General features: G+C 62.4%; 12 protein-coding genes. 4 read left to right on the top strand and 8 right to left on the bottom strand.

Going from position 1 to position 13,596, the window contains the following annotated elements; genetic code table 11:
- Positions 1-162: 162 nt before the first annotated feature.
- The 3 genes from XarbCFBP7408_RS10935 to XarbCFBP7408_RS10925 all read right to left on the bottom strand — a co-directional run bounded on the left by XarbCFBP7408_RS10935 (position 163) and on the right by XarbCFBP7408_RS10925 (position 2,729).
- Positions 163-1,038: a methylenetetrahydrofolate reductase gene (locus tag XarbCFBP7408_RS10935; protein ID WP_429001417.1), complete on the bottom strand. Its 876-nt coding sequence runs from the start codon at positions 1,036-1,038 to the stop codon at positions 163-165.
- A 114-nt stretch (positions 1,039-1,152) separates the two neighbouring features.
- Positions 1,153-1,818, bottom strand: a complete 666-nt coding sequence (locus tag XarbCFBP7408_RS10930) for an epoxyqueuosine reductase QueH (RefSeq protein WP_104562971.1) — start codon at positions 1,816-1,818, stop codon at positions 1,153-1,155.
- On the bottom strand, positions 1,818-2,729 hold the full coding sequence (locus XarbCFBP7408_RS10925; protein ID WP_104562970.1) for a LysR family transcriptional regulator: 912 nt from the start codon (positions 2,727-2,729) through the stop codon (positions 1,818-1,820). Before XarbCFBP7408_RS10925 ends, XarbCFBP7408_RS10930 begins: the two co-directional genes overlap by 1 nt.
- A 97-nt stretch (positions 2,730-2,826) precedes the next feature.
- Between XarbCFBP7408_RS10925 and msuE the strand changes: the two genes are divergently transcribed.
- The 3 genes from msuE (at position 2,827) to XarbCFBP7408_RS10910 (ending at position 5,632) form a co-directional block, all read left to right on the top strand.
- Positions 2,827-3,420, top strand: coding sequence for an FMN reductase (gene msuE / locus XarbCFBP7408_RS10920; protein WP_181107058.1), 594 nt, complete (start codon positions 2,827-2,829; stop codon positions 3,418-3,420).
- A 168-nt stretch (positions 3,421-3,588) separates the two neighbouring features.
- Positions 3,589-4,572 carry a DUF1852 domain-containing protein gene (locus tag XarbCFBP7408_RS10915; RefSeq protein WP_104562969.1) on the top strand — a complete coding sequence of 328 codons (984 nt, stop codon included), beginning with the start codon at positions 3,589-3,591 and terminating at the stop codon, positions 4,570-4,572.
- 28 nt (positions 4,573-4,600) lie between these two features.
- On the top strand, positions 4,601-5,632 hold the full coding sequence (locus XarbCFBP7408_RS10910) for a methionine synthase (RefSeq protein ID WP_104562968.1): 1,032 nt from the start codon (positions 4,601-4,603) through the stop codon (positions 5,630-5,632).
- A 150-nt stretch (positions 5,633-5,782) separates the two neighbouring features.
- Here the strand turns inward: XarbCFBP7408_RS10910 and XarbCFBP7408_RS10905 are convergent, their stop codons facing one another.
- Together XarbCFBP7408_RS10905 and XarbCFBP7408_RS10900 are read right to left on the bottom strand one after the other, a co-directional pair.
- Positions 5,783-7,228, bottom strand: a complete 1,446-nt coding sequence (locus tag XarbCFBP7408_RS10905) for an OprO/OprP family phosphate-selective porin (protein ID WP_104562967.1) — start codon at positions 7,226-7,228, stop codon at positions 5,783-5,785.
- 544 nt (positions 7,229-7,772) lie between these two features.
- The gene (locus tag XarbCFBP7408_RS10900; protein ID WP_104562966.1) at positions 7,773-8,660 is read right to left on the bottom strand and encodes an SDR family oxidoreductase; all 888 of its coding nucleotides are present in this window, start codon (positions 8,658-8,660) and stop codon (positions 7,773-7,775) included.
- A gap of 134 nt (positions 8,661-8,794) precedes the next feature.
- Here XarbCFBP7408_RS10900 and XarbCFBP7408_RS10895 point away from each other — a divergent pair, with 134 nt between their 5' ends.
- Positions 8,795-9,229 carry a winged helix-turn-helix transcriptional regulator gene (locus XarbCFBP7408_RS10895; protein ID WP_104562965.1) on the top strand — a complete coding sequence of 145 codons (435 nt, stop codon included), beginning with the start codon at positions 8,795-8,797 and terminating at the stop codon, positions 9,227-9,229.
- A 234-nt stretch (positions 9,230-9,463) separates the two neighbouring features.
- Here the strand turns inward: XarbCFBP7408_RS10895 and xopB are convergent, their stop codons facing one another.
- The 3 genes from xopB to XarbCFBP7408_RS10875 form a co-directional block, all read right to left on the bottom strand.
- Positions 9,464-11,299, bottom strand: coding sequence for a XopB/HopD1 family type III secretion system effector (gene xopB, locus XarbCFBP7408_RS10890; protein WP_258072108.1), 1,836 nt, complete (start codon positions 11,297-11,299; stop codon positions 9,464-9,466).
- A gap of 808 nt (positions 11,300-12,107) precedes the next feature.
- The gene (locus tag XarbCFBP7408_RS10880) at positions 12,108-12,440 is read right to left on the bottom strand and encodes a hypothetical protein (protein WP_024938819.1); all 333 of its coding nucleotides are present in this window, start codon (positions 12,438-12,440) and stop codon (positions 12,108-12,110) included.
- Between the two features lie 58 nt (positions 12,441-12,498).
- The gene (locus XarbCFBP7408_RS10875; protein WP_181107056.1) at positions 12,499-13,419 is read right to left on the bottom strand and encodes a type II CAAX endopeptidase family protein; all 921 of its coding nucleotides are present in this window, start codon (positions 13,417-13,419) and stop codon (positions 12,499-12,501) included.
- Positions 13,420-13,596: the final 177 nt, after the last annotated feature.

The following is a 13,596-nucleotide window of genomic DNA, read 5'->3' as shown; positions in this document are numbered from 1 at the left end:
AGGTCTGCTGTGCGCCGCAGCACCTCACGCGCAGCAAACAACCCACCAGAACTAAAAAGTACAGAGTGTGATCGAGGTCGTGGAGATGCCGAGTTCCACGGCGCATTGCCTGATGAACATCAGAGGTCTGCGGTCGATCTGCAACGCCGAATTCGGCGCGCCTCAGTCCGCCTGAACCCGCGCGGAGCGGGAGCGGTATTGCTCCACCCACGCGACAGTCTGTGCGATGCCGCCGAAGGGATAGAAGTGCATGTGGACCTCACCGTGCGCATCAGTCAGGCCACTGGCCAGCCGATCGACAAAACGATCCGGCCCTGCGGTGCCCAACAGCTTGCCGAGCGAGATGCCGTATTTGGACAGCATCGATGCGCATGCGCCGACACCGCAGCTGGCGGCATAGCGTGCGAGCACTGCCACGCCGGCAGGACCGGGTACGCCCACGCGCACGGGATGTGCAATGCCGTGCGCGCGCAGCGCCTGCAACCACGTCAGCACGATGTCGGCATCGAACGCGAACTGGGTGACGATCAGCGGCGCCATGCCGCGCTCGGCGATGCTGCGACACTTGCGTTGCAGCACCTCCCATCGATCGGTTGCAGGCATGCTCGGATGTCCTTCCGGATGCCCCGCCACGGCGATGGTCCGGATGCCGGAGCGCTCAAAGATCCCGGTATCGAGCAGCGACAAGCTGTCCGCAAACGGCCCGAGCGGAGCAGGCGGATCGCCCGCAATCACCAGGCAGCGCTCGATGCCGGCTTCCTCGACGGCGCGGCTGACGAAGGCGTGGAGCTGCTCGCGCGAGGCGATGCGGCGCGCGGACAGATGCGGCATCGGCTGAAAGCCGAGTGTGCGCACCACCCGTGCCGCGGCCAGCCGCGCGTCGTCGTCCTGGTTGGGCAGGTAGGGGATGGCAATGGTTGCGCCATGCGTGATCCGGGGCGCCGCTGCAGCCAGCCCGGCAATGTGCTTTGCGCTGATCTCCAGCGAATAGGCCTCGGTGATGGGGCTGGCGAGGCTGGGCGTGTCCGGATCGATCAAGGGTGTTGCCGTCCTGTCGTGGTGATTGGCTGCGCCGCTGCGTCAGCCCCGATCGAGCGGGCAGGAGCCAAGAGCACATCGAAATCCCGGCCGCGCCCCATGACCCGCGGGCACTCAATCGTCCTGTTCCGCATCGCCGTAGAATTTCATACCCAGTTGTATGCGATTGCGCCCGCTTTCCACGCGGTGCCGATTGGTGTCGCGCAGCGAGTAGACGCAGCCGCAGTATTCCTGCTGGTAGAAGTTCTCGCGCTTGCTGATCTCGACCATGCGCGAGGAACCGCCGCCCTTGCGCCAGTTGTATTCCCAGTACACCAGGCCCGGATACCTGGCCGCAGCGCGTACGCCGCAGTCGTTGATCTGCTGCATGTTCTTCCAGCGCGAGATGCCCAGCGAGCTGGTGATCACCGGGAAGCCGTGCTCGTGCGCATACAGCGCGGTGCGTTCAAAGCGCATGTCGAAGCACATGGTGCAACGCACGCCGCGCTCGGGTTCGTTCTCCATCCCGCGGGCCCGCTCGAACCAGTTGTCCCGATCGTAGTCGGCATCGACGAAGGGCACGCCGCACTGCTCGGCAAAGCGGATGTTCTCGTCCTTGCGCAGCTCGTATTCCTTGCGCGGATGAATGTTGGGGTTGTAGAAGAAGATGGTGTAGTCGACGCCGGACGCCAGCATGGCCTCCATCACCTCGCCGGAGCATGGCGCGCAGCAGGAATGCAGCAACACCTTGTCGTGGCCGGCAGGCAGGGGGAGTGGCGTGCGGGTTGCGGTGGTATCCATCAGTGGGCTCCGGATGTCGTGGTGCCATCGGCAGGTTGGCGGGCCAGTTCGATGAAGGCGCGCAGGTAGTCGACGGCGATATCTGCCTCGCGTGCGCCCAGGAAGATCTGCTTCGGAATGCCGCGCGCACCCAGCCGCACTGGCACCACGTCCATCCTGGCGGCGTATTCCTCCACCAGCCAGCGTGGCATGGCGGCCACGCCGCGGCCACTGGCCACCATCTGCATCATGATGTCGGTGGTTTCGATGGCCTTGTGGCGCCTGGGCGTGACACCGGCCGGCAGCAGGAACTGGCTGTAGATGTCCAGGCGTTCGAGATCCACCGGATAGCTGATGAGCACTTCCCGCGTCAGTTGCTGGGGCTTGACGTAGGCCGCCGACGCCAGCGCATGGCCCTTGGCCACGACCAGCACCTGCTCGTAGTCGAACACCGGCTCGAACCGCAGCCCGGGCTTGTACAGCGGGTCGGGCGTGACCAGCAGATCGATCTCGTAGCCGAACAGCGCGCCGATACCGCCGAACTGGAACTTCTGCTTGACGTCCACATCCACATCCGGCCAAGTGGCCAGATAGGGCGCCACCAGCTTGAGCAGCCACTGGTAGCAGGGATGGCATTCCATGCCGATGCGCAGCGCGCCGCGTTCGCCCTGTGCGAACTGGCCCAGGCGCTCCTCGGCCAGATCCAGTTGCGGCAGTACCCGGTTCGCCACCGCCAGCAGGTACTGGCCGGCCTGGGTCAGGCGCAGGTTGCGTCCCTCGCGCAGCCACACGTCGGTGCCCAGCTGTTGCTCCAGCTTCTTCATGCTGTGGCTCAGCGCCGACTGGGTCAGGTTCAGCACGCCGGCGGCGGCGGTCAGCGAGCCTTGCTGCTCGACCTGCTGGACGATGGTGAGATGGATGCGCTCAAGCATTCAGATGATCAGAATTCATGGATTGTTGAAATAACACCATTTTACTTCATTGAATGCGAGCCCTAGCATCGGGGTTCGTCGTTTCAGGTCAACCCGCATGACTGTCAACGTGCCACGTCCCCTCCGCGTCGTCGCGGTCTCCGGCGGGCTGCAGCGCCCCTCCAAGGCCGCCGCCCTGGCCGAGCACCTGCTGGCGTTGATTGCCGCTGCGGTGCCGTGCGAGCAACACCTGATCGAACTCGGGGCGTTGGCGCCGCAGTTCGCCGGTGCGGTGTGGCGCTCGCAGCTGCCGGCAACGGTGGAGCAGGAACTTGCCGCCGTGGAGCAGGCCGACATGGTGGTGGTGACCACGCCGGTCTATCGCGGCTCCTACACCGGGCTGTTCAAGCACTTCTTCGACTTCATCCACCAGGATGCCTTGATCGACACCCCGGTGCTGTTGGCGGCGACCGGCGGCAGCGAGCGCCATGCGCTGGTGATCGACCACCAGCTGCGGCCACTTTTCAGCTTCTTCCAGGCGCGCACCTTGCCGCTGGGCGTTTACGCCACCGACCGCGACTTCCTGGACTACCGCGTGCACAACGAGGCCCTGGCCGAGCGGGCCAGGCTGGCGGTGCAGCGGGCATTGCCGCTGATCGCATTGACGCGGCAGGCAGGTGCCATCGCCGCAGAAAACGTGGCCGCGGCCTGAGGCCATCCAGCCACGGTTGCCCGGCGGGCCACCACACCCTTCGCCGGCCACGGGACTCGTTGGCGATTGCCCACCGATCCGGAGTTCCGGCATCCATCCAGCAGGGATCCACCCCTGCGCCGAGACCTGCGCTCGTATTCAATTTCGGAAACAAGGCGTCAGCTTGCAATGACTCAAGAATTCACCTTCAGCATCAAACGTCAGCGGTTCGACCAGGACTACCGTCCCGCGGCCAATACGCGCAACACGACGAACTTTGCCAACCTGGCCAGGGGCCAGCGTCGGCAGGAAAACCTGCGCAACACGCTTGCGATGATCGACAACCGCTGCAACGACCTGGCGCATTGGGACAACCCCACCCGCGACCGCTATGCGGTGGAACTGGACATCATCTCTGTCGAGATGAACATCGGCGAGACCGAAAGCGGCGATGCATTCCCGTTGATCGAGATATTGAAGCCCAGCATCCTCGACAAGACGAGCGGCGCGCGCATCGATGGCATTGCAGGGAATAATTTTTCCTCCTACGTGCGCGACTACGATTTCAGCGTGCTGTTGCCGGCGCACAATCAGGATGCATCCGGCTTCAGTGTCCCGAACGATTTCGGCAGCCTGCACGGAAAGTTGTTCAAGCACTTCGTGGACTCGGACGCCTATACGGCGCGCTTCGCCAAGCCGCCGGTCATCTGCATCAGCGTCTCCAGCAGCAGGGTCTATCACCGAACCGGCAACCGGCACCCCGTCCTGGGCATCGAATACAGGCAGGACGAATTTTCCCTGACCGATCGCTACTTCGAGAAGATGGGCCTGCAGGTGCGTTATTTCATGCCTCCCAACAGCGTCGCCCCGTTGGCTTTTTACTTCTTCGGCGACCTGCTCAACGACTACACCAACCTGGAGCTGATCGGCACCATCAGCACCATGGAGACGTTTCAGAAGATTTACCGCCCGGAAATCTACAACGCCAATTCCGCGGCGGGGGCCGTCTACCAGCCGAGCCTGAAGCACCAGGATTATTCCTCTACCCAGATCGTCTACGACCGGGAAGAGCGCAGCCAGCTCGCGGTGACGCAGGGCAAATTCACCGAGGAGCACTTCATCAGGCCCTACGGCAAGATTCTCGCGCAGTGGGTCTCCCACCACGCTGTCTGATCAACAAGAACGCAAGACACCACTCATCATGAAAAAGCTGCTCCCTACCTCCACCGCCGGCAGCCTGCCCAAGCCGTCCTGGCTCGCACAGCCGGAGAAACTCTGGTCTCCCTGGAAACTGCAGGACGCCGAACTGATCGAAGGCAAGCACGATGCATTGCGCCTGTCGCTGCAGGAACAGCAGCACGCCGGCATCGATATCGTCAGTGACGGCGAGCAGACCCGCCAGCATTTCGTCACCACCTTCATCGAACACCTCAGCGGCGTCGATTTCGAGAAGCGCGAAACCGTCAGGATCCGCAATCGCTATGACGCCAGCGTCCCCACCGTCGTTGGCGCGGTGAGCCGCCCCAGGCCGGTGTTCGTGGACGATGCCAGGTTCCTGCGCCAGCAGACCCGTCAGCCGATCAAATGGGCGCTGCCTGGCCCCATGACGATGATCGACACCCTCTTTGACGCGCACTACAAAAGCCGCGAAAAGCTGGCGTGGGAATTTGCCGTCATCCTCAACCAGGAAGCCAGGGAGCTTGAAGCGGCCGGCGTGGACATCATCCAGTTCGACGAGCCGGCCTTCAATGTCTTCTTCGACGAGGTCAACGACTGGGGTGTTGCCACCCTCGAGCGTGCGGTCGAAGGGCTCACCTGCGAAACCGCCGTCCACATCTGCTACGGCTACGGCATCAAGGCCAATACCGACTGGAAGCAGACCCTGGGGTCGGAGTGGCGTCAGTACGAAGAGTCGTTTCCCAAGCTGCAGACATCCACGCTCGACATCATCTCGCTGGAGTGCCAGAACTCGCACGTGCCGATCGACCTGATCGAACTGGTGCGCGGCAAGAAGGTGATGGTCGGAGCCATCGACGTGGCAAGCACTACGATCGAAACGCCGGAGGAAGTGGCCGCTACGCTGCGCAAGGCGCTGTGCTTCGTCGATGCCGACAAGCTCTACCCGTCCACCAACTGCGGGATGGCGCCTCTGGCCCGGGACGTTGCAAGAGGCAAGCTCAAGGCACTCAGCGCAGGCGCAGACATCATTCGCGCAGAACTGGCGGCCCGCTAGCGCGCCGGTGCTGGCGTTTGATCGGCAGCCGAAGCAACAGGGCGGCGGCTAGCGCCATCCTGCCGTCGCAAGTGGCCACCACGGCTCGCGACGCACCAACCAGCAAGCCCCGCATGCGGGGCTTGCTGGTCGTCCATCACGGTGCAGGGCTCAGTAATTGACCTGCAACTGCAGCCGCAGCAAGTCGCCTTCCACCACCGGATACGGCGCGGTGGTGACGTCGGTGCGCTTCATCTTCGAATAGGCGAACACCAGTTCCAGCGCATCCATCGGCTGCCACTCGACGCCGGCTTCCACTTCGTCCAGGCGCATGCGCGGCGCATTGGTGTCGAACTTGGAGCCGCCGCGGTAGGTCTGCCACTTCAGGTACGGCAGCAAGGTGCCGTAGCTGCCATCGTGCTTGTACATCGCCTGCACGTAACCGCCGCTCAGCGAGCGGGTGCGGATGCGCCGCTGTGCGACATCCAGCTCCGGGCCGCGGCCCACCGTCCACTCGGCCTGCAGGCCGAACGGCTGCGGGTAGTAGATGATGTGCGCGGCCACGCGTTGGTCGGTGTAGCCGTTCGGGTCGGTGATGGCCGGGGTGAAGCTGCGGCCACCGATGTTGACTGCCGCCGCGGTCGGCACGAAGCGGCCGCTGTAGGCATCGGCACCCACTTCCAGGTACTGGCCGTTGGCGAACTTGAACGGGTAGGTGGCGTGCACCACCGCATGCATGCTGTCGTTGCGCTCGGCGCGGTTGGCGCCCTGGCCGTTGTACACGCCGGCGCCGATCACGCCGTAGTCGCCCGAGCCCTTCAAGCCCGACTTGACCAGGTCCTGGAAGCGGCCCTTGGCCACGGTGGGGCTGTAGTAGAACACCGCACCGATATCGCGTTCGTCGCGCAGGCCGGAGTTGAGCGCGTCGGCGCGGTCCAGGGTGAGACGGTTCTGGCTGGATTGCAGGTTCTCCCAGCCGTACGGCATCTTCGACTGGCCCACGCGCACGCGGTACTCGCGCTTCTTGTCGAAGTAGATGTCGGCATACGCATCGCGCAACTGCGCGAAGTTGGAGGTGGTCGAACCGGTCGGCGTGCTCGCAAAGTCCGGCTGGAAGTACAGCGACACGTGCTCGTTGAGATCGCCGCTCAGCACCAGGCGCGCACGCCGGATGCCCAGGCTCTGGTCGTTGCCGATAAAGCGGTCGCCGGGTGCGCGCAGATCCTGCGCGTCGCCACCGATGCCCTGGTTGTAGCGGATCTGCGTGTAGCCACGCAGGCTCAGCTTGTCGTACCACTTCTTGCCGGCCTCGCCAGCCTTGGCCGTTGCCGCAGCCGGGACGGGTGCAGGTGCGGCCTGGGCGATGGCAGTGTCGGCAGGCGCCGCCGCCGCAGGGGCGGGCGGCAGTGCCGGTGCAGCCGGCATCGCCGACGCCGGCAGCTTGCCGTTCTCGTCCACCTGCACGAACTTGCCCAGCTTGTCGCGCCCCGGGGCCGGCTCGGCGAAGATCTGCTTGGTCTTGCGGTCCACGTACAGCTCCAGCTCGGCGGCCAGCGTGCTGCCGCTGGCGGTCGTGCTGAGGGCGCACAGGACGGTGGCGAGATTGCGTTTTTTCATTTGGTCCGGCTCGTGCAAGGGAAACGGGTCGGCGGCAGCGTCAGGCCTGCGCTGCCCGGCGGGCGGCGAACACGGCGCCGGCACGCCCACCAGGCGCCCGGTCGTCCTGACGGTGCGGCAATGCGTGCAGTTATATTTAGATTTGATGTCAGTTTGGTGACATCGGCGGCCCGGCACAGCGCAGCGCTATGTCAGCTGCGTGTCTGGCGCGTGTCAGTTGTGCGACGCGCAGAAGGCAGGCCCATCGGCGCGCGGCGTTCGCACGGGGCACCGATGTGACGCTTTGGTTGCTGCCGCCGGCCGGCGGCCCGCGGTGCCATGAGCAGATGGTGCCGCCAGGAGCAGCTGCCGACGCAAAGGCCGAAGCGCGTGCTGTGCACGGCCATGGCGTGCTGTCGTCGTCGCCAACGCGTGGCAAGGGACGATGACTCAACAACATGGCAAAGGCGGGCATCGCCCGCCTTTGCCGGATCACGCACCGCGTGGCGTAGCGCCGGGCCGGCGCGGCTGCACGGTGTCGCGCAGCACCGTGCCACGGCCCGGCTCAGCCGGCCGGCGTCGCCTGCAATGCCGCCGCCACCGCATCGCGCAGCGGGGTGGTCGGGCGGCCGATCAGCTGGCTCAGCGTGTGGCTGTCGTCGAACAGGCTGCCGCCGCGCGAGGATGCCGAGCACTGCGCCAGCACCTGTGCGAATGCGGCCGGCAGACCGATCTGCACCAACGCCGCCGCGTAGTCGGCTTCGGGCAGATCGTGATAGGCCACCGGCTTGCCCGACTGCTGCGCCACCTCGGCGGCATACTCGGCCATCGTGAAGGCGGTATCGCCGGCCAGCTCGTAGATCTTGCCGGCCTGCGGCGTGTCGGCGGCCAGCACCGCTGCGGCGGCCTCGGCATAGTCGGCGCGCGTGGCCGCACTGATCCTGCCCTCGCCGGCGCTGCCGATCACCGCGCCATGCGCCACCTCGGCCGCGATCGAGCCGGTGTAGTTCTCGGTGTACCAGCCATTGCGCAGCAGCACGTGCGGCACGCCGCTTTCGCGCAGCAGCGCCTCGGTGGCCACATGCTCGGGTGCCAGCGAGAGCGTGCTGGTAGCGGCATGCAGCACGCTCGTATAGGCCAGCAACTCCACGCCGGCCCGCTTGGCGGCCTCGATCACGTTGCGGTGCTGCGGCACGCGTTCGCCCACCGCATTGGACGACACCAGCAGCACCCGGCCCACGCCCGCGAAGGCCTGATCTAGGCTCTGCGGGTCGGCGTAGTCGGCGCGGCGCACGGTGATGTCGCGTTTTGCGAACTGCGCGAGTGACGCAGTATCGCGGGCCGTTGCTACGATCCGAGCGGCCGGGACACGCGCCAGCAGTGCGTCGACCACCAATGCGCCCAGCTGCCCGCTGGCGCCGGTGACGAGGATCAGGGGGGAGGGGTGTGCCATGGTGAACTCCAGTAGGTATTGATAAGAGGCGTGGTCTACTATCTAGACTCTTGGTCCGCGCACCTATTGTCAGGGCCGTTCGAACCTCCGCAAGGAGGCAGCTTTCCACCCCCTGGTTACCGTGAGATATCCCAGTGAACGCGATTGCTCTGTTTCCGCCGCCGCCGTCCCTGCAAGGCATACCGTTCGACGCCACCAAGTGCCCGGTGCGCGATGTGCTCGATCAGATCGGCGACAAATGGACCATGCTGATCCTGCTGACGCTGATCCCCGGCCCCTCCCGCTTCAGCGCCATCCAGCGCGCCGTGCCGGACATCTCCAAGCGCATGCTGACCCAGACCCTGCGCAACCTCGAGCGCAACGGCATGATCACCCGCAAGGTCTACGCGACCAAGCCGCCCAGCGTGGAATATGCCTTGTCCAAGCTCGGCGTGGCGCTGCTCGGCCCGATCTCGGAGCTGCTCAACTGGGCAGGCGAGAATCATGCGGCCATCCGCTCCGCACGCGAACGCTTCGATCATGCCCAGCAGCCGGCGGTTGCGCTGGATGCCGACGAAGCGATGGCGTAAGTGCTGTCAACCCAAGTTGGGCCGAGTTGCAAACAACTTGGTAGCACGCCTTGAGATGCCTAGCACAACCATTTGCAGTTGTTGTGCTAGGTACCCTACCGCTCTTGTTGGATTAGGCAGTACGCAACGGCGCTGACTTCGCCAGCGCCGTGCATCCCTCGAAGCTGCGGAGCGAGGTATCCCAATGATCCCCCAACCACTGATCGCAACCCCGGCTATCCCGTGGATTACGGCTCAGGGTGCGGGTTGGTGCGCCGTATCAGACACAGCCAGGTCCTGATACGGAATACGTTCGGCCAAAGGAGTTTCGCCATATCCAAGTTTACGGGCCAGCGCGGGAAGGGCCTCGAAGCTTGCATTCATGCCTTTGACAATCGCGGTTCCTACATGACGAAGGAACTCGCTCCTGGGAACCAAAATCTGATGCAACTCTTCTGCGGTAATTTCCCGTTCTCCGCTTTCCATGTGCTCGCTTGCTCGCGTCAGAATGGTTTGCACAACGCGCGCGTGCTTAGCATTGTCGGATTCGAATAGCCCAGGAACATGCACGCGTCCGCCAAGCGCCAGCGCGTTCAGAGCGATGGCTTCGATCGGATTGAAGACGGCGCTCCGGAAGATACGTAGCACCTTTTCCGAGAGCAATCCTGTGGCTTTGTCGCTGGCGATCAGCGGGATCATCCCGACAATGGATGCCAGCCCCATAGACTTGACAGCGGTGCTTTCGCCGGGGGCAATATCGAGCGCATGGCGCGTCATCTGCTCAATCGCCTCCTCCGGGCCCATGTTCTCGCCGGGATGCGCCATCACGCCATCCTTAATGCTCTGGAACAATCCAGCACGCATCAACTCTTCGCTTTCCTTGACTTCGGGTGGAATGCCTGAAGCAGCGCCAAAAATGGCCGCTTCGGTTGTCGTCGTATTGGCCGCAAGATCACCTAATCCTGACTTAAAGCCTGCGTACTGCAAGACGTTATTGGGGAATGACACAACTGAAGAGATGGCACCGGCTTTCATCGCCTTGGGGAGCAGGTCGCGCATTGACCAGTCCTCACCTTTCATACCCTTGATGATTGCGAGCACACACATGGTGTCCATAGTCTCGATTATCAAAGGCGGCACTGAATCGATTCCGGCCAATTGCAGAGCATACTGACTGGGCGAGAAATTTTTGCCGAAGATGGCTTTTTTCAACAGTTCCGAAGCGCCGAGTTCCCATGCGGAGCCGAGCATGCTGCTGACGCCAATGCTACCGGCCAAGCCGCCGAGCTGGAATTCTTTCTTGGTCGCCACATGTAGCAATTCCTGTGCACCCAGACGAACCTGGAGGTCCTCGTCCCCTTTGAGTTTCTGTTTGATGAACGCCGACAGGACATCGTCATTGGACATGACATCTGGTGCACACGAGGCGAGGAACGCTTTCGCGCTGATCTGGCTGCCGTCTGCCATCTCGATCAAAGCGCTTGGGCCAAATGCTGCGGAGCCCCGCTCAATCGCCTTAAGCAATAAGGGGATATGAATGTCAGCATCGATTTGCTCAGCTGTCCGCTCTGACGAGTCGGCGGTGGGCATCAGTTGCGCCGTTTCCACCGTGAATGCGTCCTTGAACTCCTCAAGCGCTTTCTCCGGGTCTCGACGCGACGCCATCTCTAGTCGGACCCCCTCAATGCTCGCGGCCTGTGACGGGAATGGCTGGTCAGCCTGCGCGAAAGATAACAACGCGTGCACGACCGAGTTGTCAGAAACAAGTCGGCCCGACTCCCTGCGCACCGAGCCGACATGCCCGGGTTTTTGAAAAGCCGCTAACGAGGTCAGTAGTGGGGTTTCCAATCCATTGTTATCAGTACGGCCGGATCCTTGCCCGGCAGCCTCGGGGCTAGCTGGCCGGAGGCTTACACCGCGCCGCTGCGGGGGCTTGGTGGTTGGCAGCCTGCTGTCTTCGGACTGACGGTAGACGCTATGGCTAAGCTGCGCGTCAGGTGCCAAACCCGAATTGTTATCCGCGCCAGATTCAGGTTGGCGTATGTGATCGAGTGACGACAAGGAATGGGATCGTGCAAGCACTGCCTTCATATTGTTCACCTTATGGAAAATTCATCAAGTTTGGGTAACGCAAATACAGCTTGTGGCGAGACCTTCCCAGCCCAGATGGAGAAAGCCATTCCGTAACACCAAATGTTTGGCACGGATCTTCTTTTTTACTGAAAGAGCCGCGTTGATGCACTGTTTCATGATTAAAACTGAGACGGGATCTTGACCAATGAGCGCTATGCTTGGCTGCGGGTCAGAATTTAGTTGACCGTCAAACCCCTTCCGGTCAAAAAATGCGGTAAATCGTCTAGCCTATATGGATATCTCCAACATAATAAATGTGACATCGATCTAATGTCGGCATATTCTAACTGGTCAGCGGAGCCGGATGGCGCGACCACACGGCGCAGGTGCAGCGCCTCGCGAAGAGTAACCTCGGACGCAGGGCGCGGAGCATATGGAATGCTTTTTGCTTAGGGAAGCTCTGAACAACTCCTCGATAGACTTCTGATCGACGCCTGAGGTTGGAGCCATCACGCGTAAGTGATTGATTTTCAGCAACGGAGATTGTCGTGATCAAGCGAAATCCCAAGTTCGCTCGCAACGCCAAGAGTTGTTCAGAGGTTCCTTAGGGGCAAGCAGGATATGGCGTTTTATTCGAAGTTTGATCTATAGGTGTGGCGCCACCGACGGTCTAGATAAGCGCTTATTATGAGGCGGCTATACCGCAATTTAACGGACAGGTGCGAAATGAATTAGCAGGTTGCGAAATTACTTTCGCATCCGTGCGCCGCCGCCTTATCGCATCTCCAGTCTTCTTCAAAGCCACCATGAAGATTCGCAAGAATTGTTAAGCCGCGACATGTGCAGCCTCCATGTACGTGCTGTACGCGTCATATGAGAAGCCGATGCCAATAGCAGCAGAAAGAGCAAGCAACAGCCAATACTTGGTTGGATGCTCTCTGCGGCTGAATCTGGCTACCCACGCGCCATCAAGCGCGCAACCAGTAAAGGCCTGAATGAGGAATGGAATAAAGCCGCTCACACCGAACAGAACGGCGGCAGCCAATTTGCTAAGGCCCACCGACTCGCCCCAGAAAGCGGACGCCGAAAACAAACCGATGAAAAGGATGAACCCCCAACCAAACGACTTGCCTTGAAAGCGCGAGACGGAATTTTTCATAGCTGCCTAACACCGGAGTTAAGGCACGTGCGGTACGCACGTCGCCTTGAACGCATTGTTAGGCCGCCGGCTTGAGGAAGGCGCCACGCCGTCGTGCCGCGCGCAGCAACAGCACAACCACGACTGTGGCTGACACGATCACCAGCAGCGAACTTTCCGGACCGAACATTCCGCCGGTCAGCCAGTCGGGCCCGGCATAGCGGCTTTCGAGCGGCGCTACGGCGCGCCAGTCCTCGATACCGGAAAGCGGCACGCCACTGAGAAAGATGGTGAAGTTCCATGCTGCGTGATTGGCGGCCGCCACCCATAGGTTGCGCGTCAGGACGAACAGCCCGCCCCATAGCAGGCCCAGCACTGTCACCGAAATCAGCATGGCTACGATATCGCCGGGTCCACCGTGCGCGACGTTCTCCAAGTGCGGCAGGGCGAACAGCACCGCTTGCACCGCCAATGCCACCACTGTTCCCCAAGCCCGCTCCAGCAGACGAAACAGCAGGCACCGGTGGACCAGCTCTTCTAGGGTGGCCGCAATTCCAATGAAGGCCGCCACGCCCAGCAGAGCCGGCGAGGCGCCGCGAAACAGCACCAGTTCGTATGCGCCGAACGCGAACAGCATGGCGATCGGCAACGCTACCAGAGCGGCGCCGCCTACACCGCCAAGTATCAGGGGAACCGGCTGCAGCCGCAGCTCGGTCGCTTTGCGCCTTTCATGCCAGTGAACATAGGCCCAGTAGCCCACGATGGCCACAAGGATGATGCCGGCACGTCTGAACACGCTGAGCCATGCGGGTCCAGGCTGGAACACCGTATCGATCAGTGGTAGCAAGCCTTGCCGAAAGACCAGTACCGAACCCATGATCGCCACTCCGCCCAGCAGGAGCGAGCCAAGCATACGGAAGGTGACGCGTATGCGCTGGCGCGCGATGCCTTCCGATTCTGCAGGAAGTGTGCGGCTTTGGTCGAAACGATCAGAAGACATGGCATCTTTGCTGGATAGAGATGAGTCAGGGGGCAGAGAATCTGCAGCCGGGTCGTGATCTTTCATGTCGGCCTAACGCCTGAATTAAGAGCGGCTAACAAAACCCTTGAATTCTGTTGAGTCGGCGACAACATTGCCGGCATGACACGTCGCAACGAGATCCCTAGTGCGCTTTGG

It is taken from the genome of Xanthomonas arboricola pv. guizotiae, assembly GCF_002940205.1.
Lineage (GTDB): Bacteria > Pseudomonadota > Gammaproteobacteria > Xanthomonadales > Xanthomonadaceae > Xanthomonas > Xanthomonas arboricola_C.
This window is presented reverse-complemented; position numbering and strand designations above follow the sequence as displayed.

Excerpts from the sequence above, each read along its gene's own strand:
- XarbCFBP7408_RS10930 (WP_104562971.1), bottom strand. The coding sequence starts at position 1,818 with ATGGATACCACCGCAACCCGCACGCCACTCCCCCTGCCTGCCGGCCAC.
- XarbCFBP7408_RS10925 (WP_104562970.1), bottom strand. The coding sequence starts at position 2,729 with ATGCTTGAGCGCATCCATCTCACCATCGTCCAGCAGGTCGAGCAGCAA.
- msuE (WP_181107058.1), top strand. The coding sequence starts at position 2,827 with ATGACTGTCAACGTGCCACGTCCCCTCCGCGTCGTCGCGGTCTCCGGC.
- XarbCFBP7408_RS10915 (WP_104562969.1), top strand. The coding sequence starts at position 3,589 with ATGACTCAAGAATTCACCTTCAGCATCAAACGTCAGCGGTTCGACCAG.
- XarbCFBP7408_RS10910 (WP_104562968.1), top strand. The coding sequence starts at position 4,601 with ATGAAAAAGCTGCTCCCTACCTCCACCGCCGGCAGCCTGCCCAAGCCG.
- XarbCFBP7408_RS10905 (WP_104562967.1), bottom strand. The coding sequence starts at position 7,228 with ATGAAAAAACGCAATCTCGCCACCGTCCTGTGCGCCCTCAGCACGACC.
- XarbCFBP7408_RS10900 (WP_104562966.1), bottom strand. The coding sequence starts at position 8,660 with ATGGCACACCCCTCCCCCCTGATCCTCGTCACCGGCGCCAGCGGGCAG.
- xopB (WP_258072108.1), bottom strand. The coding sequence starts at position 11,299 with ATGAAGGCAGTGCTTGCACGATCCCATTCCTTGTCGTCACTCGATCAC.
- XarbCFBP7408_RS10880 (WP_024938819.1), bottom strand. The coding sequence starts at position 12,440 with ATGAAAAATTCCGTCTCGCGCTTTCAAGGCAAGTCGTTTGGTTGGGGG.
- XarbCFBP7408_RS10875 (WP_181107056.1), bottom strand. The coding sequence starts at position 13,419 with ATGTCTTCTGATCGTTTCGACCAAAGCCGCACACTTCCTGCAGAATCG.